The sequence below is a fragment of the Streptomyces sp. NPDC031497 genome (assembly GCF_055580905.1).
Genome location: NZ_JBVIKO010000002.1, coordinates 500,221 through 521,632, shown reverse-complemented (window position 1 = coordinate 521,632; position 21,412 = coordinate 500,221). Strand labels below are relative to the sequence as shown.

The 21,412-nt window shown below is 69.6% G+C and carries 23 protein-coding genes; 18 read left to right on the top strand and 5 right to left on the bottom strand.

What is annotated here, in order from left to right; all coding sequences use genetic code 11:
* The 4 genes from ACZ5K7_RS05690 to ACZ5K7_RS05675 all read left to right on the top strand — a co-directional run bounded on the left by ACZ5K7_RS05690 (position 1) and on the right by ACZ5K7_RS05675 (position 3,454).
* Entirely contained in the window at positions 1-1,434 is a 1,434-nt protein-coding gene (locus tag ACZ5K7_RS05690; protein ID WP_450972457.1) for a putative T7SS-secreted protein, read from the top strand.
* A 19-nt stretch (positions 1,435-1,453) separates the two neighbouring features.
* Entirely contained in the window at positions 1,454-2,056 is a 603-nt protein-coding gene (locus ACZ5K7_RS05685; protein ID WP_450972458.1) for a hypothetical protein, read from the top strand.
* 3 nt (positions 2,057-2,059) lie between these two features.
* Positions 2,060-2,653, top strand: a complete 594-nt coding sequence (locus tag ACZ5K7_RS05680; RefSeq protein ID WP_450972459.1) for a hypothetical protein — start codon at positions 2,060-2,062, stop codon at positions 2,651-2,653.
* Positions 2,654-2,989: 336 nt separating this feature from the next.
* Complete coding sequence (locus tag ACZ5K7_RS05675) at positions 2,990-3,454, top strand: hypothetical protein (protein WP_468910750.1); 465 nt, start codon at positions 2,990-2,992, stop codon at positions 3,452-3,454.
* Between the two features lie 172 nt (positions 3,455-3,626).
* On the opposite strand, the gene ACZ5K7_RS05670 is transcribed toward ACZ5K7_RS05675, so the two are convergent.
* From ACZ5K7_RS05670 to ACZ5K7_RS05660, 3 genes are all read right to left on the bottom strand, one after another.
* Positions 3,627-3,965: a hypothetical protein gene (locus tag ACZ5K7_RS05670; protein ID WP_468910747.1), complete on the bottom strand. Its 339-nt coding sequence runs from the start codon at positions 3,963-3,965 to the stop codon at positions 3,627-3,629.
* Positions 3,966-4,187: 222 nt separating this feature from the next.
* A complete protein-coding gene (locus ACZ5K7_RS05665) occupies positions 4,188-4,385 on the bottom strand; it encodes a DUF397 domain-containing protein (RefSeq protein WP_468910745.1) in 198 nt (65 codons plus the stop codon).
* Positions 4,386-4,392: 7 nt separating this feature from the next.
* Entirely contained in the window at positions 4,393-5,139 is a 747-nt protein-coding gene (locus ACZ5K7_RS05660) for a helix-turn-helix domain-containing protein (RefSeq protein WP_468910976.1), read from the bottom strand.
* 16 nt (positions 5,140-5,155) lie between these two features.
* Between ACZ5K7_RS05660 and ACZ5K7_RS05655 the strand changes: the two genes are divergently transcribed.
* From ACZ5K7_RS05655 to ACZ5K7_RS05630, 6 genes are all read left to right on the top strand, one after another.
* Complete coding sequence (locus ACZ5K7_RS05655) at positions 5,156-5,485, top strand: ATP-binding protein (protein ID WP_468910742.1); 330 nt, start codon at positions 5,156-5,158, stop codon at positions 5,483-5,485.
* A gap of 84 nt (positions 5,486-5,569) precedes the next feature.
* Positions 5,570-6,496, top strand: coding sequence for a hypothetical protein (locus ACZ5K7_RS05650; RefSeq protein ID WP_468910739.1), 927 nt, complete (start codon positions 5,570-5,572; stop codon positions 6,494-6,496).
* Between the two features lie 176 nt (positions 6,497-6,672).
* Complete coding sequence (locus tag ACZ5K7_RS05645; protein WP_468910734.1) at positions 6,673-8,040, top strand: nitrate/nitrite transporter; 1,368 nt, start codon at positions 6,673-6,675, stop codon at positions 8,038-8,040.
* A gap of 88 nt (positions 8,041-8,128) precedes the next feature.
* A complete protein-coding gene (locus tag ACZ5K7_RS05640; protein WP_351701349.1) occupies positions 8,129-9,289 on the top strand; it encodes a uroporphyrinogen-III synthase in 1,161 nt (386 codons plus the stop codon).
* A gap of 109 nt (positions 9,290-9,398) precedes the next feature.
* A complete protein-coding gene (locus tag ACZ5K7_RS05635; protein WP_351701346.1) occupies positions 9,399-9,650 on the top strand; it encodes a hypothetical protein in 252 nt (83 codons plus the stop codon).
* A 234-nt stretch (positions 9,651-9,884) separates the two neighbouring features.
* Positions 9,885-10,394 carry a helix-turn-helix domain-containing protein gene (locus ACZ5K7_RS05630; protein ID WP_468910730.1) on the top strand — a complete coding sequence of 170 codons (510 nt, stop codon included), beginning with the start codon at positions 9,885-9,887 and terminating at the stop codon, positions 10,392-10,394.
* On the opposite strand, the gene ACZ5K7_RS05625 is transcribed toward ACZ5K7_RS05630, so the two are convergent.
* Positions 10,345-10,881, bottom strand: coding sequence for a peptidoglycan-binding domain-containing protein (locus tag ACZ5K7_RS05625; protein ID WP_468910727.1), 537 nt, complete (start codon positions 10,879-10,881; stop codon positions 10,345-10,347). The genes ACZ5K7_RS05630 and ACZ5K7_RS05625 overlap by 50 nt on opposite strands.
* Positions 10,882-11,157: 276 nt before the next feature.
* On the opposite strand from ACZ5K7_RS05625, the gene ACZ5K7_RS05620 reads away from it, so the two are divergent.
* The 6 genes from ACZ5K7_RS05620 (at position 11,158) to ACZ5K7_RS05595 (ending at position 18,449) form a co-directional block, all read left to right on the top strand.
* Positions 11,158-11,790, top strand: a complete 633-nt coding sequence (locus ACZ5K7_RS05620; RefSeq protein WP_351701337.1) for a CGNR zinc finger domain-containing protein — start codon at positions 11,158-11,160, stop codon at positions 11,788-11,790.
* A 559-nt stretch (positions 11,791-12,349) separates the two neighbouring features.
* Complete coding sequence (locus tag ACZ5K7_RS05615; RefSeq protein WP_010039908.1) at positions 12,350-12,871, top strand: sigma-70 family RNA polymerase sigma factor; 522 nt, start codon at positions 12,350-12,352, stop codon at positions 12,869-12,871.
* A 59-nt stretch (positions 12,872-12,930) separates the two neighbouring features.
* The gene (locus ACZ5K7_RS05610) at positions 12,931-13,695 is read left to right on the top strand and encodes an anti-sigma factor family protein (RefSeq protein WP_468910723.1); all 765 of its coding nucleotides are present in this window, start codon (positions 12,931-12,933) and stop codon (positions 13,693-13,695) included.
* A gap of 60 nt (positions 13,696-13,755) precedes the next feature.
* A complete protein-coding gene (locus ACZ5K7_RS05605) occupies positions 13,756-16,095 on the top strand; it encodes a HelD family protein (protein WP_468910721.1) in 2,340 nt (779 codons plus the stop codon).
* Positions 16,096-16,420: 325 nt separating this feature from the next.
* Positions 16,421-17,824, top strand: a complete 1,404-nt coding sequence (locus tag ACZ5K7_RS05600; RefSeq protein ID WP_351701328.1) for an NAD-dependent malic enzyme — start codon at positions 16,421-16,423, stop codon at positions 17,822-17,824.
* Positions 17,825-18,167: 343 nt separating this feature from the next.
* Positions 18,168-18,449: an HU family DNA-binding protein gene (locus ACZ5K7_RS05595; RefSeq protein ID WP_189268239.1), complete on the top strand. Its 282-nt coding sequence runs from the start codon at positions 18,168-18,170 to the stop codon at positions 18,447-18,449.
* Positions 18,450-18,749: 300 nt separating this feature from the next.
* Here the strand turns inward: ACZ5K7_RS05595 and murA are convergent, their stop codons facing one another.
* A complete protein-coding gene (gene murA, locus ACZ5K7_RS05590) occupies positions 18,750-20,090 on the bottom strand; it encodes a UDP-N-acetylglucosamine 1-carboxyvinyltransferase (protein WP_351701325.1) in 1,341 nt (446 codons plus the stop codon).
* 251 nt (positions 20,091-20,341) lie between these two features.
* Here murA and ACZ5K7_RS05585 point away from each other — a divergent pair, with 251 nt between their 5' ends.
* Both ACZ5K7_RS05585 and ACZ5K7_RS05580 read left to right on the top strand, forming a co-directional pair.
* On the top strand, positions 20,342-20,914 hold the full coding sequence (locus tag ACZ5K7_RS05585; RefSeq protein ID WP_351701322.1) for a YqgE/AlgH family protein: 573 nt from the start codon (positions 20,342-20,344) through the stop codon (positions 20,912-20,914).
* Between the two features lie 52 nt (positions 20,915-20,966).
* Positions 20,967-21,248, top strand: a complete 282-nt coding sequence (locus ACZ5K7_RS05580; protein WP_351701319.1) for a DUF3039 domain-containing protein — start codon at positions 20,967-20,969, stop codon at positions 21,246-21,248.
* Positions 21,249-21,412: the final 164 nt, after the last annotated feature.

Sequence of the window (21,412 nt, the reverse complement as noted above, 5' to 3'; positions counted from 1 at the left end):
ATGTCCCGACCGAAGGACTGGACACCGGTCGAGCTGGACTCCGACCCGGTGTCCGGCGACCCCGATGCCGTGGCGAAGCTGGGCCGGCGATTCCGCTCCGTGGCCGATGCCATCAGAAGGCAGACGGGCAACATCGAGGCCCTCTGCGGTGTGGACGGCTGGCAGAGCGATGCCGCGAACGAGTTCCGCAAGACGGCCGAGGGGACTGTCGGACGGCTGAAGAAGGTCCTGGACCGTTTCGAGACGGCCGCCGATCTCCTGGGTGAGCAGACGGACCGGCCGGACGAGAAGTACGCCTCCGTCCTGGCCTCCTCCCAGCAGGCGGCGGACAAGGCCCGCAACGACGCCGAGCACGACCGCGCGGAACGGGACCGTCTCGACAGGTCGCTCGACGCCCTGGACAAGTCCGCGGGCGACTACGAGCAGCAGAAACACGACCTGACCACGAAGCGGGACGAGGTCGACGGTCGTATCAACGATGCCGTCAAGCGGGTGCACGCCGCCAAGAACGCCCGTAATCGGGCCGGGGAGAAGGCTGCCCGGGCCCTTGAGGCGCTCATCGACCACGACAAACTGAAGGACTCCACCTGGGAGAACTTCAAGGGGGCGCTCAAGAGCATCGCGGACATCGCCGGCTGGGTGGCGACGGCCTGCGCCCTCGCCTCACTGTTGGTCGGCTGGATCCCGGTGATCGGCTGGGCGCTGGCAGGTGTACTGGACGCGATCGCTCTGCTCGCGACTGTGGTGTCCCTCGCTTGTCACTTGGTACTCGTCTTCTCGGGAGACGCGAGCATCGCCGACCTGGTCCTGGACGGCGTGGCCCTGCTCACGCTCGGACTGGGCCGTGCAGCGCTGAGCGCGGGCAAGGCGGCTGCGGCGGGCGTGCGGGGTGTGCAGACTGCGAGCCGCTCCGCCCGCGCGGACTTCCTCGCCGCCAACTCGCTGAGCGGCAGATCGGCGAAGGCCGCCAACACACTGAAGGGCAAGGCCACCAAGCTCGCCAACCAGGCCGCCGAAGATGCGTCACGGAGACTCGCGGGCGACTTGCCGGGAACCTTCGGGAGGCTCGGAGAGTTCAAGCACGTCCTGAATCCCAAGGTGATCTATCAGGACACGGCCGACGCCGTGAAGGGCCTCAAGGACTTCAAGGACGTCGGGAAGCTCTTCGGAAGGGATGCTTGGCGGGGGGCCCGGCCGTTCGGTAATCCGGAGTGGGTCGAGTCCAGCAATGCACTCAAAGAGGTGCCAATTCTCGGTAAGTTCGAAAGCATGGGCGGCGTGAAGTTCACCGACTATGTACGATCCGCCGGGCAGAGGTGGCTCGGTTACACTGCCGCGGCGACGGCCATCGATGGGAATGACAAACTCCACGGCCTCACGGAGTGGGACAATCCGTACAACAGGTGGAAGACCGCTTGGACCACGGGCTCGTGACGGCCAGAAGGAATACCACGTGAGCGACGACGTGATGTGGCAGTGCCTGATCTCCGAGCCCGAGGGCAGTATCAGACTCCCCGTGGGAGAGAACGCCGAGTTCGAGAAGTGGGCCAAGCAGGCTGCCCGGGGATACCTGGGCACAGATGCTCCCCGGGGCGAGATCCGCGAACTGACCTCGGTACTGGCTCGGGTGGCGGCCACGGCCGATCTGGGCGACCCCACCTTCGCCTATGCCTATGTGATCGACGCGGCCAAGGCGTTGACCGCCGTTTACGAGGTGCACGACTTCGACGGGGACGGATACCGGTCCACGGACCGTCTTCCGGATCTCCTGGAAGCCGTGCTGCCCACCTCCCCCGAACGTCGCAGCGTGACCGAGGTGAACCTGCCGGCAGGCCCCGGTGTACGCGTCCAGGAACTCCTCTCGGTCGAGACCGGTTCGCTCTTCAAGAAGAAGACGATGATGGAGACGGTCACCTATGCGGCGATTCCGCCGCAGGTCGACAACATCCTTGTCCTCCGGATGGCATGGACGAATCTCGTCTTCAGCGAAGCGCTCCTGGAATTGGCACAGACGCTGGCTGAGTCGCTGGAGCTCGCCGAGATCAAGGAAGGCTGAGGAATGCCGGACACCGTCGCCGACGGCCGCACCGACGGTGAGATTCACCCTCCGGGTGACTACGGCCTGCTCGTTCCGGACGGCTGGTTCAGGATTCCACTCGAACCCGACGGCTGGAAAGCGCCCATTCGCGCCCTGGCCGAGCGGGTATTCGATGGTCAGGACGACGCGGTGCTGCTCAAGCGGGAGTTCACCAAGACCGTAGGTGCCCGCGCGGAAGAAGGTTACGAGAACGGCGGCGTCGAACTCTACATCTCGACGACCTCCATCGGTCCGGTGCCCCTTTCCTCCTCTCTCCTCGTCACTGTGGCCCCGATGGGGGAGGACCTCCGCCTCGTGGCGAGCGGCCGCTCACAGCAGATCGCCGACGTCGTTCTCCCTTTCGCCGGCCCGGCGACGATGCGGCGCACCCGCGCCGTTCCCGACGCCGACGACTCGACCGGAAACCAACTGCCGGTGACCGTCGTCGACTACGCGGTCAGGGTGCCGAACACCCAGGCCGTCCTGCTGCTCACGTTCTCGACCTCTTTGGACATGTTCGCCGATGCCATGGTCGATCTGTTCGAGGCGGTCGCCAAGTCGCTGCACTGGAAGTGACCCCCGCCGACCCGGCTGCCGCCGAACGACCAATTGCGTTGGTGCTCCTGGGACGCTCCCGCCTACCGTTTCCGTTGCTTTCTTCGGCATCGCCCGCCACACCAGGAGCCCACTGTGATCTACCGCCTCCGCCCGCTGACGACTGCCACGGCTGGTATGACGGCCGCGCTGCTGCTGGCTGGGTGCGGGGGAGGGGACGGCACGGGGTCGAACGACAAGGGGGCGAGTACGGGGACGTCGGCGTCGGTCTCTGCCGGCGCTTCGGCTTCGGCGTCGATTTCGGCTTCGGCGTCGGCTTCGGTTTCACCGGCCGAGTCGGGAAAGCCGAAGATCGAGTTGCCCGCCGACGACACGCTCACCTTCGCTCCCGAACGAGACTCCGACCCGGTCAAGGACGCGATCCTCAAGGACAACGCGGAGTTCGTCCGGGCCCTCGACATGGCCATCGTTGCCCGGAATCCCCGCCTCCCCGCTCTGGAGTACTACACGGAGGGAGAGGGCGCCGCGGCGGCTCAGCAGTGGGTGCAGTCCTTCGTGGACGGGGGACTGACGATCACCGGAACCGTCCGCTACTACGACCGACAGGTCACCGTCGAGTCCAAGGCCAAGGCGTCGCTGACCTATTGCGGCGACGAGAGCAAGGGCTTCGACAAGGTCGTCGAGACCGGTGAGGTCCAGAAGACGAAGCCCAACAAGGACAGTTATGTCGCGTACGGCGTCCAGGTCGAGAAGAACAGGACCGGAGTCTGGGAACTCATGAAGATCGCGTCTACTCGTGGGTCCGACAAGTGCCAGCCGTAACCAGGCGGTTGGGGCGGACGGGGGTCCCGGCCGAGGGGTCTGATCTCGCCCAGAACCCGTTTGCAGGGGTCAACCCGGTCGTCACGAACCGCTGTCGCAATGTCACAGCAAGGCGTCAATTGCCCTATCAGGGTCCATTGGTTGGCCCCTCTGCGCCCCATCGCCCGCCACATCAGGAGCCCACCGTGACGCGGGCGAGTGCCGGTTCCGTCCAGTCGATCGACCTCACCTCCGGCCAGGACAGCCAGGTCTCCGCGAAGGTCGTACCGGACCAGGTGGCGTGATCCTCCCGGACCTCGGGAGACAGGTCCGCCGGGAGATTCCGGTTCGCCGCCACCGGGCGCCACGTGCCGTGGAAGTCGCGTACGCCGAAGAGGCAGGCGAAGGCGTCGTAGTCCCTCGGCATCCCCAGCATCGACAAGCTGATCGCTGCAGACCATGCGGTCCCGTCGTGGTTCAGGCCCTCCCGCCAGGTGCGGCACTCGACCCAGCCGTGGATGTCCGTTCCCATGCGCTGATTGTGCCCGGGGATGAAGTGGGCTCAGGCGGAGGGCGTGACCTTGCCCCGAAGCTGTTGCCGAAGCGAGGCGCGTCGCCGCACGGTCCTGGCGGGGTGAGGTGATTGGTGGATCTGTGCCATCTGGATGGGCAGGCGACTGCCTATTTCGGCAGGTCAGATCGGATGTCGGGTTCCCGGCGCGGCACAGGTCCGCCAATCACTGCCCTCGTATCGTCAACGCGCAGCGGGCCGGCGTGCGGCTTGCGTCGCGTATGGGAGGAAGCTGGCCCATGCGCCGTTGGTGACGGTGAAGTGGGGGGCGGGGGTGGTCTTCGAGTCGCGGATGTGGACGGCCGAGGGGGTGGTGGCTATTTCGACGCAGTTCGAGGCGTCGGGACTGTAAGTGGACTTCTGCCAATGGAGTTCGGACACGGTTCCCTCAGATGGTCTTGGCGATGCGGCGGATCAGGTCGCGGGATTCTGCGGGTTCGAGAGCGTTCTCCTGCATGCGGTCGAGAACGAGTCGGTACTTTTCCAGCTGGGCCTCGGCATCCAGGAAGTCACACCCGTGGTGGGTGTCCAACTGAACGGTGTCGAGCTGAGGCACCGGCCCCATCAGATAGTCGACGGACTGTCCTGTGCCGGGGAACGAGCCCTTACCGAACGGGATGACCCGCACGGTCACGTGCTCCAGCTCGCTCATTTCCAGCAGGTGATTGAGTTGAGCGCGCACGACGGCGGGCCCGCCGTACCCCATGTGCAGTGCGCACTCGTGGATCACCGCCGTGTAGGGCGGAGGGTTTTCCCGGTGCAGGATTTCCTGTCGCTTGATCCGGTGGCTGACCCGATGCTCGATCTCGTACTGCCGCAGTGCCGGCACAGCCTCCTTGAAGAGGGCCCGCGCGTGGTCGGTCGTCTGGAGCAGCGCGGGGATGTGGATCACCAGGGCAACGCGCAGTGCCGCCGCGTGGTACTCCAATTCGGCAAGGTCGACGAGGCCGACTGGCAGGTGGTCGCGGTAGCTGTCCCACCAGCCGCGAGTGCGCCGACCTGTCATCGCGGCCAGTGCGTCCACGAGTTGTTCGTCCGGGCAGGCGTAGGCGCGTGTCATGGACCGCAACCGGTCGGCACTGATGGGGGTACGGCCAGTCTCGATCATGCTGACGCGCGCCTGGTTGACGCCCAGGAGGCTGCCTGCGCTGGTGGCCGTGAGTCCGGCCCGCTCCCGCCCCTACCGGCACACGAACGGCCCCGCCTCCCTCCGGCTGACCGCCCTGCCCGACGGCCGGTTGCGGGTCGGTGTGTGGGACAGTCATCCGCGCGTCCCGGCCCCCTTCGGTGCACCGCCGTGGGACCGTGTCCCGCTCGCCCCGGCGGATGCCGAAAAGGGGCGCGGGCTGTATCTCCTGCAGGAGTACGCCGACTCCTGGGGTGGCTGGCCCATCGGGGACGGCGGCCCGCTGGACCGTGGCGCCGGGAAGCTGTTGTGGTTCGAGGTGGACAGGTCAAGCTCCGGTCAATCCGCTCGGTAGCCGTCCCCTCGTGGCCTGCCGCATGGAAAACTTTCCCGGTTGCGGAAGTGAAAAGAGTGGCTCGGCCGACGGGGAGTGGATGCTGTGAGCGCGCGGCAGGTGCGGAAGATGTTCCGGTTGATGGCCGGCGGCGAGCCCGTGGAGCTCACCAACGCCTGGTCCTCCGTGAAGAAGCTCGCCCGGCTGGCCTTCATCGCCCAGCAGTTCGGGTACGAGTACGCCGACGCCCGCTACACCGGCTCCCGCAACAACGTCCTCAAGATGCTGATCGTGCCCGACCACAGCCCGCAGGGCCGGGCCCGCGCCGCGCAGAACTGGGCGCAGTATCCGAACGCCGCCGACGGTGTCTCGCTGCCGCCCGTCATTCCGGACGCCGTCGAACTCCTCAAGGCCCGCATCCAGTTCGACCTCACCGGCAAGAACGCCGAGAAGCGGATGCTGTTCGCGGCTGGCGGCATCACCCTCGGGCTGGTGCTGGCCGCGGCGCGGGCCGGCGGGGGTGCGGGGGCTTTCTTCGTATCCGGTGTCGTATGGGTCATCCTCATGGCCGTCATGGGGCTCGGGGTCTTCGTCACCCGCGGCCGCAACGCCAAGTTCGCCCAGCGCCTCCAGGCCGCCGGGTTCATACCGGTGACGGAGGAGAGCGGCCGGGTGCGGTATCTGCCACCGGGCACGCCGATGCCAATGCCCGGGCCGGTGCCGATGCAGCCGACCGCGGTCCAGCCCCAGTACCAGCAGCCCCAGTACCAGCAGCCATGGCCGCAGCAGCCCGGCCCCTACGGCCCGTACGGCGCCCAGCCCCCGTACGGCGCTCAGCCCCCGTACGGCGCCCAGCCCGCCCCCACCGGTTTCGGCCAGCAGCCGCCCGCCCCCACCGGCTACGGCCAGCAGCCGCCCGCCCCCGGCCCCTACGGCCCGCCCCCGCAGCAGCCTCCCGGCCCCTACGGGCCCTACACCCCACCCCCGCAGCCTCCCTATCCCTCCCCTCCCTCCCCTCCCTCCTCCCGCTGAGTCCCTCTTCCCGCCGCCTCCGCCCCGACCTCTCACCCGCCCTCCCCCCAGGGTGAGAGCAACGTTCCCTTCCGGTCACCCACAGCCACAGTGCGGAAACTCCGTCTCCCTACCTTCGGGCTCAGTCACTCATCCGGAGTCGGAAGACCGAGCACGCGGAGCACCGTGGAGGCGTCATGACAGCCCCAGCCCCTACCTCACGCAGTCGCTGGATCCAGGAGTGGGATCCGGAGGACGAGGCGTTCTGGAACGCGACCGGCGAGAAGGTCGCACGGCGGAACCTGATCTTCTCGGTCCTGTCCGAGCACATCGGGTTCTCGATCTGGACCATGTGGTCCGTGCTGGTGCTGTTCATGGGCCCCGAGTACGGCCTGACCCCGGCCGACAAGTTCCTGCTGACCTCCGTGGTCACCCTGGTCGGCGCCGTCGCCCGGGTGCCGTACACCTTCGCCGTCGCGCTCTTCGGCGGCCGGAACTGGACGGTCATCTCCGCCGCGCTGCTGCTCGTCCCGACCGTCGCCGCCTTCGTGGTGATGAAGCCGGGGACGTCCTTCGACACCTTCCTCCTCGTCGGCCTGCTGGCCGGTATCGGCGGCGGCAACTTCGCCTCCTCCATGACCAACATCAACGCCTTCTTCCCGCTCAAGAAGAAGGGGTGGGCGCTCGGACTCAACGCGGGCGGCGGCAACATCGGTGTGCCCGTCATCCAGCTGGTCGCGCTCGCGGTCATCGGGGCCGGCGGCGGCCCACGCGTGCTGCTCGGCATCTACATCCCGCTGATCCTCCTGGCCGCCGTCCTCGCCGCGGTCTTCATGGACAACCTCGCCACCGTGAAGAACGACACCGGCGCCGCGATCGACGCCGCGAAGGACGCCCACACCTGGATCATGGCCTTCCTCTACGTCGGGACGTTCGGGTCGTTCATCGGGTACGCGTTCGCCTTCGGCCAGGTGCTCCAGGTCCAGTTCGGCCGTACGCCGCTCCAGGCCGCGTACCTCACCTTCATCGGTCCGCTGCTCGGCTCCCTCATCCGGCCCGTCGGCGGTTGGCTCGCCGACAAGTACGGCGGGGCGCGGATCACGCTCTGGAACTACGTCGGCATGGCCGCCGCCACCGCCCTCCTCGTCGTCGCCGGCCTGCAGAAGTCACTGCCGCTGTTCGTCACGTTCTTCGTCGTGCTGTTCGTGCTCAGCGGCCTCGGCAACGGGTCGACGTACAAGATGATCCCCGGCATCTTCCAGGCCAAGGCCCTCGCCAAGGGGCTCACCGGTGAGGAGGCCGTGGCCTACGGGCGGCGGCTGTCCGGGGCCTCCATGGGACTCATCGGAGCGGTCGGCGCGCTCGGCGGCGTCGGTATCAACCTCGCCTTCCGGCAGTCCTACCTCTCCTCCGGCTCCGGCACCGGCGCCTTCGTCGCCTTCCTGGTCTTCTACAGCCTGTGCTTCGCCGTCACCTGGGCCGTATACCTTCGGCGGCCCGCCGAGCAGGGGCGTCCCGAAGCCGCCGACGAGAAAAAGGCTCAGCTCAGCTACGCCGAGGTGTGACGTAACACGGGTGACATGGGGCCGAACCGAGCCTGTCACGCACCGTTGACAGGCTCGGCCGGCATGCAGGTCAGCTAGGAGAGCAGCCATGGACGAGGAACAGCAGCGGCCGGACCCCGCCCGGCCCGGCCCTCTCGCGGGGTTCACCGTGGGGGTCACGGCCGCGCGCCGGGCCGACGAGCTCGGGGCGCTGCTCCAGCGGCGCGGTGCCGCCGTGCTGCACGCGCCCGCCCTGCGCATCGTTCCGCTCGCCGACGACGGGGAACTTCTCGCCGCCACGAAGCAGATCATCGACCAGGCGCCGGACGTGGCCGTGGCGACCACCGCGATCGGGTTCCGGGGGTGGATCGAGGCCGCGGACGGCTGGGGCTTCGGTGAGCAGCTGCTGGACCGGCTGCGCCATGTCGAACTGCTTGCCCGCGGTCCCAAGGTCAAGGGGGCGGTCCGGGCCGCCGGGCTCACCGAGCAGTGGTCGCCGTCCTCCGAGTCCATGGCTGAGGTGCTCGACCGGCTCCTGGAGGAGGGCGTCGACGGCCGCCGGATCGCCGTACAACTGCACGGCGAGCCGCTGCCGGGGTTCGTGGAGTCGCTGCGGGCCGCGGGAGCGGAGGTGCTGCCGGTGCCGGTGTACCGGTGGATGCCGCCGGAGGACCTCGGGCCGGTGGACCGGCTCCTGGACGCCGTCGTCTCCCGCTCCGTCGACGCGGTCACCTTCACCAGCGCCCCCGCCGCGGCCTCCCTCCTCTCCCGCGCCGGGAAACGGGGGCTCCAGGACGACCTGCTCGCCGCCCTCCACCACGACGTCGTCCCGGCCTGCGTCGGCCCGGTCACCGCGCTCCCGCTCCAGGCCCTCGGCGTCGACACCATCCAGCCCGAACGCTTCCGGCTCGGGCCCCTCGTACAGCTGCTCTGCCAGGAACTCCCCTCGCGCGCACGGGCGTTGCCCGTCGCCGGGCACCGGGTGGAGATCCGGGGGCATGCCGTGCTCGTCGACGGTGCGCTGAAGCCCGTGCCGCCGGCCGGGATGTCCCTGCTGCGGGCGCTGTCGCGGCGGCCGGGGTGGGTGGTGGCCCGCGCCGAACTCCTGCGGGCCCTGCCGGGCGCGGGCCGCGACGAGCACGCGGTGGAGACGGCGATGGCCCGGCTGCGGACCGCCCTGGGCGCGCCGAAGCTGATCCAGACGGTGGTCAAGCGGGGTTACCGGCTGGCCCTGGACCCGGCTGCGGACGCCAAGTACGCGGACGTGTGAGACTCCGGCCATCGAGGCCATCGAGGCCATCGAGGCCATCGAGGCCATCGAGTGGTACGGCGTTCGGTGCGTCTTCCGGCATCGTCTGCTCGGGTGATCGTCTGCTCGGGTGTACGAGGAGCGGGTCACGCTGTGGACCGCTCGGTCGCCGGACGAGGCGATCGACCGTGCCGAGACCGAGGCGCGGGAGTACTGCGAGGTGCTGGACGACGTCGACTACGTCGACTTCGCCGAGGCGTTCCGGATGGACGACGTGCCGGGCGAAGGGGTCGAGGTCTTCTCCCTCATGCGGGAGAGCGCGCTGCCTTCGGGGGAGTACGTACGGCGGTTCTTCGCCACGGGGGATGAGCGGTCCGGCTGACCGCCGTACGACGTTCTGGGGACCGTCTCCCGGCAACCGGCCGTAATCGGCGGCATCCCGGGCCGCCACTCGGGCCGTCACTCGGGTCCGTTCCTCCCCGTCCGCGCCGGGGCGTCCCGCGCGGACGCGCACGCGGGACCTCGTGTGCCCCGGTCCGCGGGCGTGCGCTCTGCCGGATCCCGCCGGGCGGGCGGCACGCTGACGCCGGAGCGAGGCACATGGGGGGAACGGGACATGACACGCTGGCAGCCGTTGCCGGCCGCACTGCCGGGAGAGGCCCGGCAGCTGGTCGAGCAAATGCGGGTCCTGAAGGGCCGTACCGGGCTCAGCCTGGCCGATCTGGCCCGGCGTACCGCGTACAGCAAGTCGTCGTGGCAGCGCTATCTCAGCGGGGACAGACTGCCGCCGAGGAGTGCGGCCCAGGTGCTGTGCCGGCTGGGCGGCGGGGACCAGACGCGGCTGCTGGCACTGTGGGAGCTGGCCGAACAGGCGTGGCCGCAGGGCGCGTCGGAGCCACCGGAGGAACCGCTACCGCTACCGATACCGCTGCCGATACCGGAGCCGCCGCCTGTAGCGGAGCCGCTTCCGGTACCGGAACCGGAGACGCGGCGGTGGCGGACGGCCGCCCTCGCCGCGTTCGGTGTCATCGTGCTGCTGGCCGCGGGGCTGCTGTGGGCGCTGCCCCGCGGGGTGCTCAGCCGAGCTTGTCGTAGTACGCGATCCGGTAGGAGCCGGTGCCCTTGATCCGCACCCGGTACTTGCTGCTGATCCGCTTGAGCGGGGCGTTGTGCGCGGTGCCGTGGAACGTGACGGTCTGCAGCGAGGTCGGGCCGGTGAGCCGCTGCTGGGCGAACGTCCACGTCTGGTCGGTGACGACGCCGTCGTTGTCCGACAGGCCGAAGTGCTCCTGCCACCACTGGGTGGCCGACTCGGTCTCGGGGCCGAACGAGCCGTCGATCTGGCTCTTGGTGAAGGGGTGCCAGTCGCCGTCGTCGTCCTGCCACTGGGCGCCGTCCGCCCACAGGACGGTCTCCCACAGGGCGGTGGCGTTGCTCGTGGCGTAGTCGTCGACGCCGAGGTTCTCCTCGTCCTGCCAGTCGTCGGTGACGGCTCCGCCGCCGTCGATGCCGTGGTAGGGCGCGGCGGCACTCGCCGCGGGTGCCAGGGCCAGGCCGCCGCCGCCCAGCAGTACGGCCGTCCCTATCGCGACGACCCTGATGCGCATGCTCATGAACGTGTCCTCTCTGAACCGCCGTCCCCCGTGGTCCCCCTGGGGCGGCTCGCCGTGCGTTCGCAGGACAAAGGGTTACGGCCGCGGGGCGCCGCGGCGAGGCCTGCCGGGGTATCCGGACCGAACGGGGACGGCCCGCGCCGCACGCACCGGCGTCCCCGCCGGGTGCGGGTCGGACGGGAACCTCGCGGAACACGGGTGCGAGGGGTTCCGGCCGCCCGCCGGGCCGGGCACTGTGAGTGGACACGGTTCCCTGTCCTAGGCGGTGACAGGCACATGGCACTGGGTACGGCGACGGTCCCGTACGAGCTGCGCTTCGACGCGGGGCGGATCTGTCTGGATCTGCTGGCGACCACGCATCCCGGCGAACGGCTCGACGCGCTCGAACCGTTGCGGGCGTGGATCACCGGTTCCGGACTCGTCCCGCCGGACACCCCGCTGACGCACGCCGACACCGGCTGGCTCGTCGCATTCCGCGAACTGAGGGGATATGTGGAGCAATTGGTGCGCGAGCGTAATGAAATTCGCAAAAGCGTCCAGAACGGCATCTGTGACAGCCCCCGCCCCCGGTCGTACGACCTCGCGCTCGCCGGCGTCAACGACCTCGCGCGTGCCGCCGCGCCCCCGGCCCCGCGTGCCGTACCCGGCGCGGACGGGTTCCTGGTCCGGGAGCTGGCCGGTCCTCCGGAGTGCGCCGCGCTGCTCGCGGCCGTCGCCCGGGACGCCGTGGAGCTGCTCACCGACCCCGTGGCGCGGGCGGCCGTCCGGGAGTGCGAGGGCGACAACTGCCCCATCGTCTACCTGGACACCTCCCGCGGGCGCAGACGCCGCTGGTGCTCCAGCGAGATCTGCGGCAACCGCGAACGAGTGGCCCGCCACCGCCGCCGAGCGTCCCTCGCCCGAGCGTGACCCCGAGCGTCCCTCGCCCGTGCGTGACCGCCGAGCGTCCCTCGCCCGTGCGTGACCCCGAGCGTCCCTCGCCCGTGCGTGACCGCCGAGCGTCCCTCGCCCGAGCGGGTCCCGTCCGTACGGTTTCCGCTCGACCGCGACGCCCGCCCCCCGGCGGAGGCTCTCGCCCGAGCGAAGTGGCCCTCCCGCCGCCCCGGAGGGTCGCAATCGCTCGACCTGCCCCCCAACCCCCGCCCCATTTACGGTATCTGCCGGATCTTCATCGAAGCTCCCCGGAAGTGATTTCGACAACATTCAGTTTGTCGGCGGCAACCCCCGGGCATCGCTCGGGCGTTCGGCGATGTGTCGGAAATGTAAAGATCACGCGGTGGGAATGTGCGGTCATGTCCCGCTCGTCATGTCACCTCGCAGAAAAATGTGAGGTCTTGTTGAACACACCGCGGGTCACTTCCGTACCGGTGGGGGAGCGACCGACTGGGGGAACCCCCGGACACCGGAGGTGGGCGTGCGCAAGGATGCGGCCGTGGCCAATGAACGTGGATCGAGGGCCCGACATCGCATGTCCCAGCCCTCGGAGCCCGATGAGGAGCTGATGCGTGCTCTCTACCGAGAGCACGCCGGACCTCTCCTTGCGTATGTCCTTCGGCTGGTCGCCGGTGATCGGCAACGCGCCGAGGACGTCGTGCAAGAGACACTCATCCGTGCCTGGAAGAACGCCGGCCAGCTCAATCGAGCGACCGGATCGGTACGCCCCTGGCTGGTGACGGTCGCTCGCCGCATCGTCATCGACGGTCACCGCAGCCGGCAGGCCCGGCCGCAGGAGGTCGATCCGTCGCCGCTGGAGGTCATCCCCGCGGAGGACGAGATCGACAAGGCGCTGTGGCTGATGACGCTGTCTGACGCGCTCGACGACCTGACCCCGGCCCACCGGGAGGTGCTCGTCGAGACGTACTTCAAGGGGCGTACCGTCAACGAGGCGGCCGAAACGCTGGGTATACCCAGCGGCACCGTGCGCTCACGGGTGTTCTATGCCCTGCGGTCGATGAAGCTGGCACTGGAGGAGCGGGGGGTGACGGCGTGATGAGTGTGTACGGGGGACACGGCGGGTTCGGCACAGGTGGTTCGGGTATGTCTGGTGCTATGCAGGAATCTCCGGTTCCCAATGAGCACGAGACCGTCGGCGCGTACGCGCTGGGGATTCTCGACGACGCCGAGGCAACCGCTTTCGAGGCCCATCTGGCCGGGTGCGAATGGTGCGCCCAGCAGCTCGACGAGCTGGCCGGAATGGAGCCCATGCTAGCGGCCCTGGCCGATCTGCCGGGTTCCGGATCGACGCCGTCCATCGGCGAGTCGCTGTCCGCCAGGCCCAGCCCCCGGATGGTCGAGAAGCTGGTCGTGGAGGTCGCCGACAAGCGGAAGGTCCGCACCCGGCGCAGCCTCTTCGGACTGGCGGCCTCGGTCGTGCTGATCGCCGGCGGCACCGCGGCCGGCGTGGCGCTGAGCGGCTCGGACAGCGGCGGCGGCGGCACGGACATGGCCATGGGCCCCGCCCAGACGGCCTTCCAGACGATGTCCGACAAGAAGTCGGCGACGGACCCGACGACCCACGTCACCGCGACCGTCGCCGTCGAGAAGAAGGACTGGGGCACCCACGCGGTCCTCCAGCTCAAGAACGTCACCGGCCCGAAGAAGTGCTCACTGATCGCCGTCGGCAAGAACGGCGAGCGCGAGACGGTGACCTCCTGGTCCGTCCCGACCTGGGGATACGGCATCACGGACGCCAAGTCGGAGAAGGCCAAGGAGCCTCTCTACGTGCACGGCGGCGCGGCCTTCACCCCCAACCAGATCGACCACTTCGAAGTCATGACGTTCGACGGCAAGAAGCTGGTCTCGGTCAGCGCGTAGCTTCAGCGGGCCCCCTTCGCGTACGGTTGACGGCTGCCCAGCACGTCAGAAGGGGGCCCGGTGGCCGCTCAGGCTCAACAATCCGCGGTCGGCCCTCACGGCTCGGAACAGGACTCCAGTCAGGACTCCGTTCGGGACCGTGAGATCAGCGTCGAACAGGAACACCTCGACCGGGTGTACCAGCGCCTCGAGGAGAAGATCCACGAGGCGGAATTCCTCATGAACGACGCGGCCCAGCGCGGCCAGGTGGGCACTCCCGGTGCCCTCGCCGAGCGGGACGCGCAGGTGTTCCGGGCGGGGGTCCACCTCAACCGGCTCAACAACGAGTTCGAGGACTTCCTCTTCGGCCGGATCGACCTGCTCCTCGGCAAGGACGGCAAGAAGGGCCCGGACGGCGCCTACACCGCCGTGGAGCCCGCCGAGGGCGCGGTCCGTGCGGACAACACCGCCGACATCGCCGAGACCCTGCACATCGGCCGGATCGGCGTTCTCGACCAGGACTACGCTCCGCTGGTCATCGACTGGCGGGCCCCGGCCGCCGCGCCGTTCTACAGGTCCACTCCGGTGGATCCCGGGCGTGTCGTACGACGCCGGGTGATCCGCTCCAAGGGCCGCCGGGTCCTCGGGGTCGAGGACGACCTGATGCGCCCGGAGCTGACCGCCTTCCTCGACGGCGGCACCCTGCCCGTCATCGGCGACGGCGCCCTGATGGCCGCCCTCGGGCAGGCCCGCACCCACTCCATGCGGGACATCGTCGCCTCCATCCAGGCCGAGCAGGACCTGGTCATCCGCGCCCCCGCCGCCTCCGTCACCTACGTCGAGGGCGGCCCGGGGACGGGCAAGACGGCCGTGGCGCTGCACCGCGCCGCCTACCTGCTCTACCAGGACCGGCGCCGGTACGCGGGCGGCATCCTGATCGTCTCCCCGACCCCGCTGCTGGTCGCCTACACCGAAGGGGTCCTCCCGTCCCTCGGCGAGGAGGGCCAGGTCGCCATCCGCGCCATCGGCTCCCTCGTCGACGGCGCCGAGGCGACCCTGTACGACACGCCGGCCACCGCCCGCGCCAAGGGCTCCTCTCGGATGCTCCGGGTACTGCGCAAGGCCGCCCGCGGAGCCCTGGAACTGAACGATTCACCGACCCGGCTCAGAGTCGTCGCCTTCGGCCGCCGCCTGGAGCTGGAGGCAGAGGAACTCGACCGCATCAGACACAACGCGCTCGGCGGCACGGCCCCCGTCAACCTGCTGCGGCCCCGCGCCCGCAGGCTCCTGCTGGACGCCCTGTGGGCCCGCTCCGGCGCGGCCGGCCGGCACAGCGACCCGGAGCTGGCCGCCGAACTGCGCTCCTCCTTCGACGAGGACATCGTCACGGAGGACTCCTTCATCGGGTTCCTCGACGCCTGGTGGCCCGAGCTGACCCCGCAGGCGGTCCTCACCGCGATGGCCGACGAGCGTCGCCTCGGCCGCTGGGCCCGCCGCATCCTCAACCCCGGCGAGATCCGAAGGGTCGCCCGCTCGCTGCGCCGGGACGGCCACACCGTGCACGACATCGCCATGCTCGACGAGCTCGAGGCCATCCTCGGCGCCCCGGTCCGCCCCCGGAAGAAGCGCGAACTGGACCCGCTGGACCAGCTCACCGGCCTGGAGGAGCTGATGCCGACGCGCGAGGAGTCCCAGCGCGAGCGCGCCGAACGGCTCGCCCAGGAGCGCGTCGAGTACGCCCACGTCATCGTCGACGAGGCGCAGGACCTCACCCCCATGCAGTGGCGGATGGTCGGCCGCCGCGGCCGGCACGCGACCTGGACGGTGGTCGGCGACCCCGCCCAGTCCTCCTGGTCCGACCCGGACGAGGCGGCCGAGGCGCGGGACGAGGCCCTCGGCAGCCGCCCGCGCCGCCGCTTCGAACTCACCGTGAACTACCGCAACCCGGCGGAGATCGCCGAGCTCGCGGCCAGGGTGCTGGCCCTCGCCATGCCCGGCTCCAAGTCCCCGTCGGCGGTCCGCTCCACCGGCGTCGAGCCGCGTTTCGTGGCAACGAACCATGGACACAGCACGGTCGTCCGCGACTCGCTGGAGAAGACCGTGCGGGCGGAGGCCGAGCGGCTTCTCGACCTGGTCGACGGCACGGTCGGCGTGGTCGTCGCCATGGACCGGCGCGCCGAGGCCGCCCGCTGGCTCGCCGGGCTCGGCGACCGGGTGGTGGCCCTGGGCAGCCTGGAGGCCAAGGGCCTGGAGTACGACGCCACGGTCGTCGTGTCGCCCGCGGAGATCGCCGACGAGTCCCCGGCCGGGCTGCGCGTGCTGTACGTGGCCCTCACCCGGGCGACCCAGCAGCTGACGGTGGTCTCCGCGGAGCGGGACGAGCCGGACGCGGCGGGGGTGCCGGACCTTCTCAGGGAGTGAGCGCGGGGCCGTTCGGCTGGAGGTTTCCTGTGAAGTCCCCGGACGGGAATGGCCCTGCGGGATCTGTTTGTTAGCCTTGTCGTGACACCGGCTCGATCCAAGCCCCCGGGCCCAACCTTCGTCGCTACGAGCGACCACTTGCCGCGAGGCGAGCATGGCGGGCCGGTGTCATGAACGTCGAAGAGGCCCACATCACGTTGTGATGTGGGCCTCTTTTTCGCGCGAACAATAGGCACGAAACCAGGCCCCGCTAACGCCTACCCGGCGGTAGGTGCGACGATCGGACGGCACAACTCGCTACACGGTGAAACGAAGGAAGTCGGCCATGGCAACGGCGCCCAGCGTCTCCTACTCGATGACCATCCGGCTGGAGGTGCCCGCGAGCGGAACCGCCGTCTCGCAGCTCACCACCGCCGTGGAGTCCTCCGGAGGCTCGGTGACCGGCCTCGACGTCACCGCGTCGGGCCACGAGAAGCTCCGCATCGACGTCACCATCGCGGCCAGCTCCACCGCCCATGCCGACCAGATCGTCGGGCAGCTCCGCGAGATCGAGGGCGTCACCCTCGGCAAGGTCTCGGACCGTACGTTCCTCATGCACCTCGGTGGCAAGATCGAGATGCAGTCCAAGCACCCCATCCGCAACCGTGACGACCTCTCCATGATCTACACCCCGGGCGTGGCCCGCGTGTGCATGGCGATCGCGGAGAACCCCGAGGACGCGCGCCGCCTCACCATCAAGCGCAACTCCGTTGCGGTCGTGACGGACGGCTCCGCGGTCCTGGGCCTCGGCAACATCGGCCCGAAGGCCGCGCTGCCCGTCATGGAGGGCAAGGCGGCCCTCTTCAAGCGGTTCGCCGGCATCGACGCCTGGCCGCTCTGCCTGGACACCCAGGACACCGACGCGATCGTCGAGATCGTCAAGGCGATCGCCCCCGGGTTCGCCGGCATCAACCTGGAGGACATCTCCGCCCCGCGCTGCTTCGAGATCGAGGCGCGCCTGCGTGAGGCCCTCGACATCCCCGTCTTCCACGACGACCAGCACGGCACCGCGATCGTCGTCCTCGCCGCCCTCACGAACGCACTTCGCTGCACGGGCAAGGCAATTGAGAACATCCGGGTCGTCATGTCCGGCGCCGGCGCGGCCGGTACGGCCATCCTCAAGCTGCTGCTCGCGGCCGGCCTGAAGAACGCCGTCGTCGCCGACATCCGCGGTGTCGTGCATGCCGCCCGCGAGGACCTGGTCGACGCCCAGGCCGACTCGCCGCTGCGCTGGATCGCCGACAACACCAACCACGAGGGCCTCACCGGCACGCTGAAGGAGGCCGTGCGGGGCGCGGACGTCTTCATCGGCGTCTCGGCCCCGAACGTCCTCGACGGCGACGACGTGGCCGCCATGGCCGACGACGCGATCGTGTTCGCACTCGCGAACCCGGACCCCGAGGTGGACCCGGCGATCGCCCGCCAGACGGCCGCCGTGGTGGCCACCGGCCGCTCCGACTTCCCCAACCAGATCAACAACGTGCTGGTCTTCCCGGGTGTCTTCCGTGGCCTGCTGGACGCGCAGTCCCGCACGGTGAACACGGACATGATGCTCGCGGCCGCGAAGGCCCTCGCCGACGTGGTCACCCAGGACGAGCTGAACCCGAACTACATCATTCCGAGCGTCTTCAACGAGAAGGTCGCGGGAGCGGTGGCGGGCGCGGTACGGGAGGCCGCGAAGGGCGCCTGAAACGCCCTCGCCGGGAGCGCCCCGTAAGGGGCGCGGGGCTGTGCCGACGTGCGGCTACCGCCACGTGGGCGCGAGCAACCCCCACCGGGCCGGCACCCGAAACGACGCGACGCGCCCGCATGATGCGGGGGTCTGGGGGCAGCAGCCCCCAGTAAACGTCTGTGAAACTTGCCACGCCATCCAATCGGCGCGTCGTGAAACCCCCCCTTCGGCCCCCCCGTAGGGTATGGGCGGCAACGGATTGGCGTTCCCGCCGCAGGTGGGGGCAGGATGCGTCCCGGCCCAACATGCGGCTCCGCCGCGTGGCACGCCTCAATGGCAAGAAGAACACGGGAGTAACAACATGAACCGCAGTGAGCTGGTGGCCGCGCTGGCCGACCGTGCCGAGGTGACTCGCAAGGACGCCGACGCCGTGCTGGCCGCGTTCGCCGACGTCGTCGGTGACATCGTCTCCAAGGGCGACGAGAAGGTCACCATCCCCGGCTTCCTGACCTTCGAGCGGACCCACCGTGCCGCTCGCACCGCGCGCAACCCGCAGACCGGCGAGCCGATCAACATCCCCGCCGGCTTCAGCGTGAAGGTCTCCGCGGGCTCGAAGCTGAAGGAATCCGCGAAGGGCAAGTGACCTTGCCTTCCGTAGGCCACGGGACGGCGTACGGCGTGTAACACGACGATGGGGCGGCCCCTCCACCAGGGGCCGCCCCATCGTCGTACGCGAGACTCTCCGGAAACTGCCCCAGCCGGGTGCGCTGCGCCGGGCCGGGGTTCAGGGAGCCGTGGTCGGTGCGGTCAGCCGAGTGCCTTGCCCGGCAGTTCGACCTTTGCGCCCAGTTCCACGAGCTTCTCCATGCTGTGTCTGCCCGGGGGCAACCCCCGGACCCCCGGTCGGGGGGCGCTGGCCCGGGCCGGGGTCATGAGGTGGCGGTCAGCCGAGTGCCTTGCCCGGCAGTTCGACCTTTGCGCCCAGTTCCACGAGCTTCTCCATGAAGTTCTCGTAGCCGCGGTTGATGAGGTCGATGCCGTGGACCCGGGACGTGCCCTGGGCCGCCAGGGCCGCGATCAGGTACGAGAAGCCGCCGCGCAGGTCGGGGATGACCAGGTCGGCGCCCTGGAGCTTGGTCGGCCCGGAGACGACCGCGGAGTGCAGGAAGTTGCGCTGCCCGAAGCGGCAGGCCGCGCCGCCCAGGCACTCGCGGTAGAGCTGGATGTGCGCACCCATCTGGTTCAGCGCGGAGGTGAAGCCGAGGCGGGACTCGTAGACCGTCTCGTGGACGATCGAGAGGCCCGTCGCCTGGGTCAGGGCGACCACCAGCGGCTGCTGCCAGTCGGTCTGGAAGCCGGGGTGCACGTCCGTCTCCAGGGCGATCGACTTCAACTGGCCGCCCGGGTGCCAGAAGCGGATGCCCTCGTCGTCGATCTCGAAGGCGCCGCCCACCTTGCGGTAGGTGTTCAGGAACGTCATCATCGAGCGCTGCTGGGCGCCCCGGACGTAGATGTTGCCCTCGGTCGCCAGCGCCGCCGATGCCCAGGACGCGGCCTCCAGACGGTCCGGGAGGGCGCCGTGGTTGTAGCCGCCGAGCTCGTCCACACCGGTGATGCGGATGGTCCGGTCGGTGTCCATCGCGATGATCGCGCCCATCTTCTGCAGCACGCAGATGAGGTCCTCGATCTCCGGCTCGACGGCCGCGTTGGACAACTCCGTGACGCCCTCGGCGAGTACGGCCGTCAGCAGCACCTGCTCGGTCGCGCCGACGGACGGGTACGGCAGCCGGATCTTCGTACCGCGCAGGCGGGTCGGCGCCTCCAGGTACTGCCCGTCGGCCCGCTTCTCGATGGTCGCGCCGAACTGCCGCAGCACGTCGAAGTGGAAGTCGATGGGCCGGCCGCCGATGTCGCAGCCGCCCAGACCCGGGATGAAGGCGTGCCCGAGCCGGTGCAGCAGCGGGCCGCAGAACAGGATCGGGATCCGGCTCGAACCCGCGTGGGCATCGATGTCAGCGACGTTCGCGCTCTCCACGTACGTCGGATCCAGCACCAGCTCACCGGGCTCCTCACCCGGACGGACCGTCACCCCGTGCAACTGGAGCAGGCCGCGTACGACACGCACGTCACGGATGTCCGGAACGTTGCGCAGCCGACTCGGCGCACTGCCCAGCAGGGCGGCGACCATGGCCTTCGGTACGAGGTTCTTCGCACCGCGGACACGGATCTCGCCCTCCAGCGGGGTGCCGCCGTGGACAAGCAGGACATCGTCGTTGACGGTCATGAATCTCGCGTTCCGTGGAGTGGGGCAGGGCCGGAGAGACAGAGTAATCGCCCATCGGTCCCCTGCCGTATGCCCAAGGACCGCCCAGCTACGTCATAGCTGTGTCACAACACGAACGGTTCCTAATCGGGCACATGGGGTCACCGCCCGCCGCCGTGCGCCGGGAGTGCTTCCTTCCTCCCTGAGCTGCGTTCACTCCCACACCCCCGTTGGCTCCCCACGCGAGGGAAAGATGCGGGATCATGTCAGGCATGACCGAGGTGTCCTCGCTCACAGGGCGGCTGCTCGTGGCCACGCCCGCCCTGGCGGACCCGAACTTCGACCGCGCGGTGGTGCTCCTTCTCGACCACGACGAGGAGGGCTCCCTCGGTGTCGTCCTCAACCGTCCCACCCCGGTGGACGTCCGGGACATCCTGGAGGGCTGGGCCGCTCTCGCCGGTGAGCCCGGGGTCGTCTTCCAGGGCGGCCCGGTGTCGTTGGACTCCGCGCTCGGCGTCGCGGTCATCCCGGGCGGCGGCAACGGCGACCGGGCCCCGCTCGGCTGGCGCCGGGTGCACGGCGCGATCGGCCTGGTCGACCTGGAGGCCCCGCCGGAGCTGCTCGCCTCGGCCCTCGGCTCCCTGCGGATCTTCGCCGGTTACGCCGGCTGGGGCCCCGGCCAGCTGGAGGACGAACTGGTCGAGGGCGCCTGGTACGTCGTCGAGTCGGAGCCCGGCGACGTCTCCTCGCCGTCCCCCGAGAGACTCTGGCGCGAGGTGCTCCGCCGCCAGCGCAACGAGCTGGCGATGGTCGCCACCTACCCGGACGACGCCTCGCTCAACTGACGGCGGGCCTTCTCTCAACCGTTGCCCGGACGCTTCAGTACCCTTGGCACTTATGAGCACTCTTGAGCCCGAGCGCGGGACTGGTACGGGGACCCTCGTAGAGCCGACGCCACAGGTGTCCCACGGCGACGGCGACCACGAGCGCTTCGCCCACTACGTCCAGAAGGACAAGATCATGGCGAGCGCCCTCGACGGCACTCCCGTCGTTGCGCTGTGCGGCAAGGTGTGGGTGCCGGGCCGCGACCCGAAGAAGTACCCCGTGTGCCCCATGTGCAAGGAGATCTACGACTCCATGGGCAGCGGCGGCGACGGCGAGGGCGGCAAGGACAAGTAACACCCCCGGATCTTCTGAGGCCCCGGGCGCGCTTTGGCGTGCTCCGGGGCCTTTGTCGTACCCGTGCGTTGCACAGGGTGCGTCCGCCGGTCACAGAGTGGTCGAGACCTCTTGTCGGCATGTTCATGTTGTCCCTACCCTCCGTGGTGTTGTGCAGAGCGAAA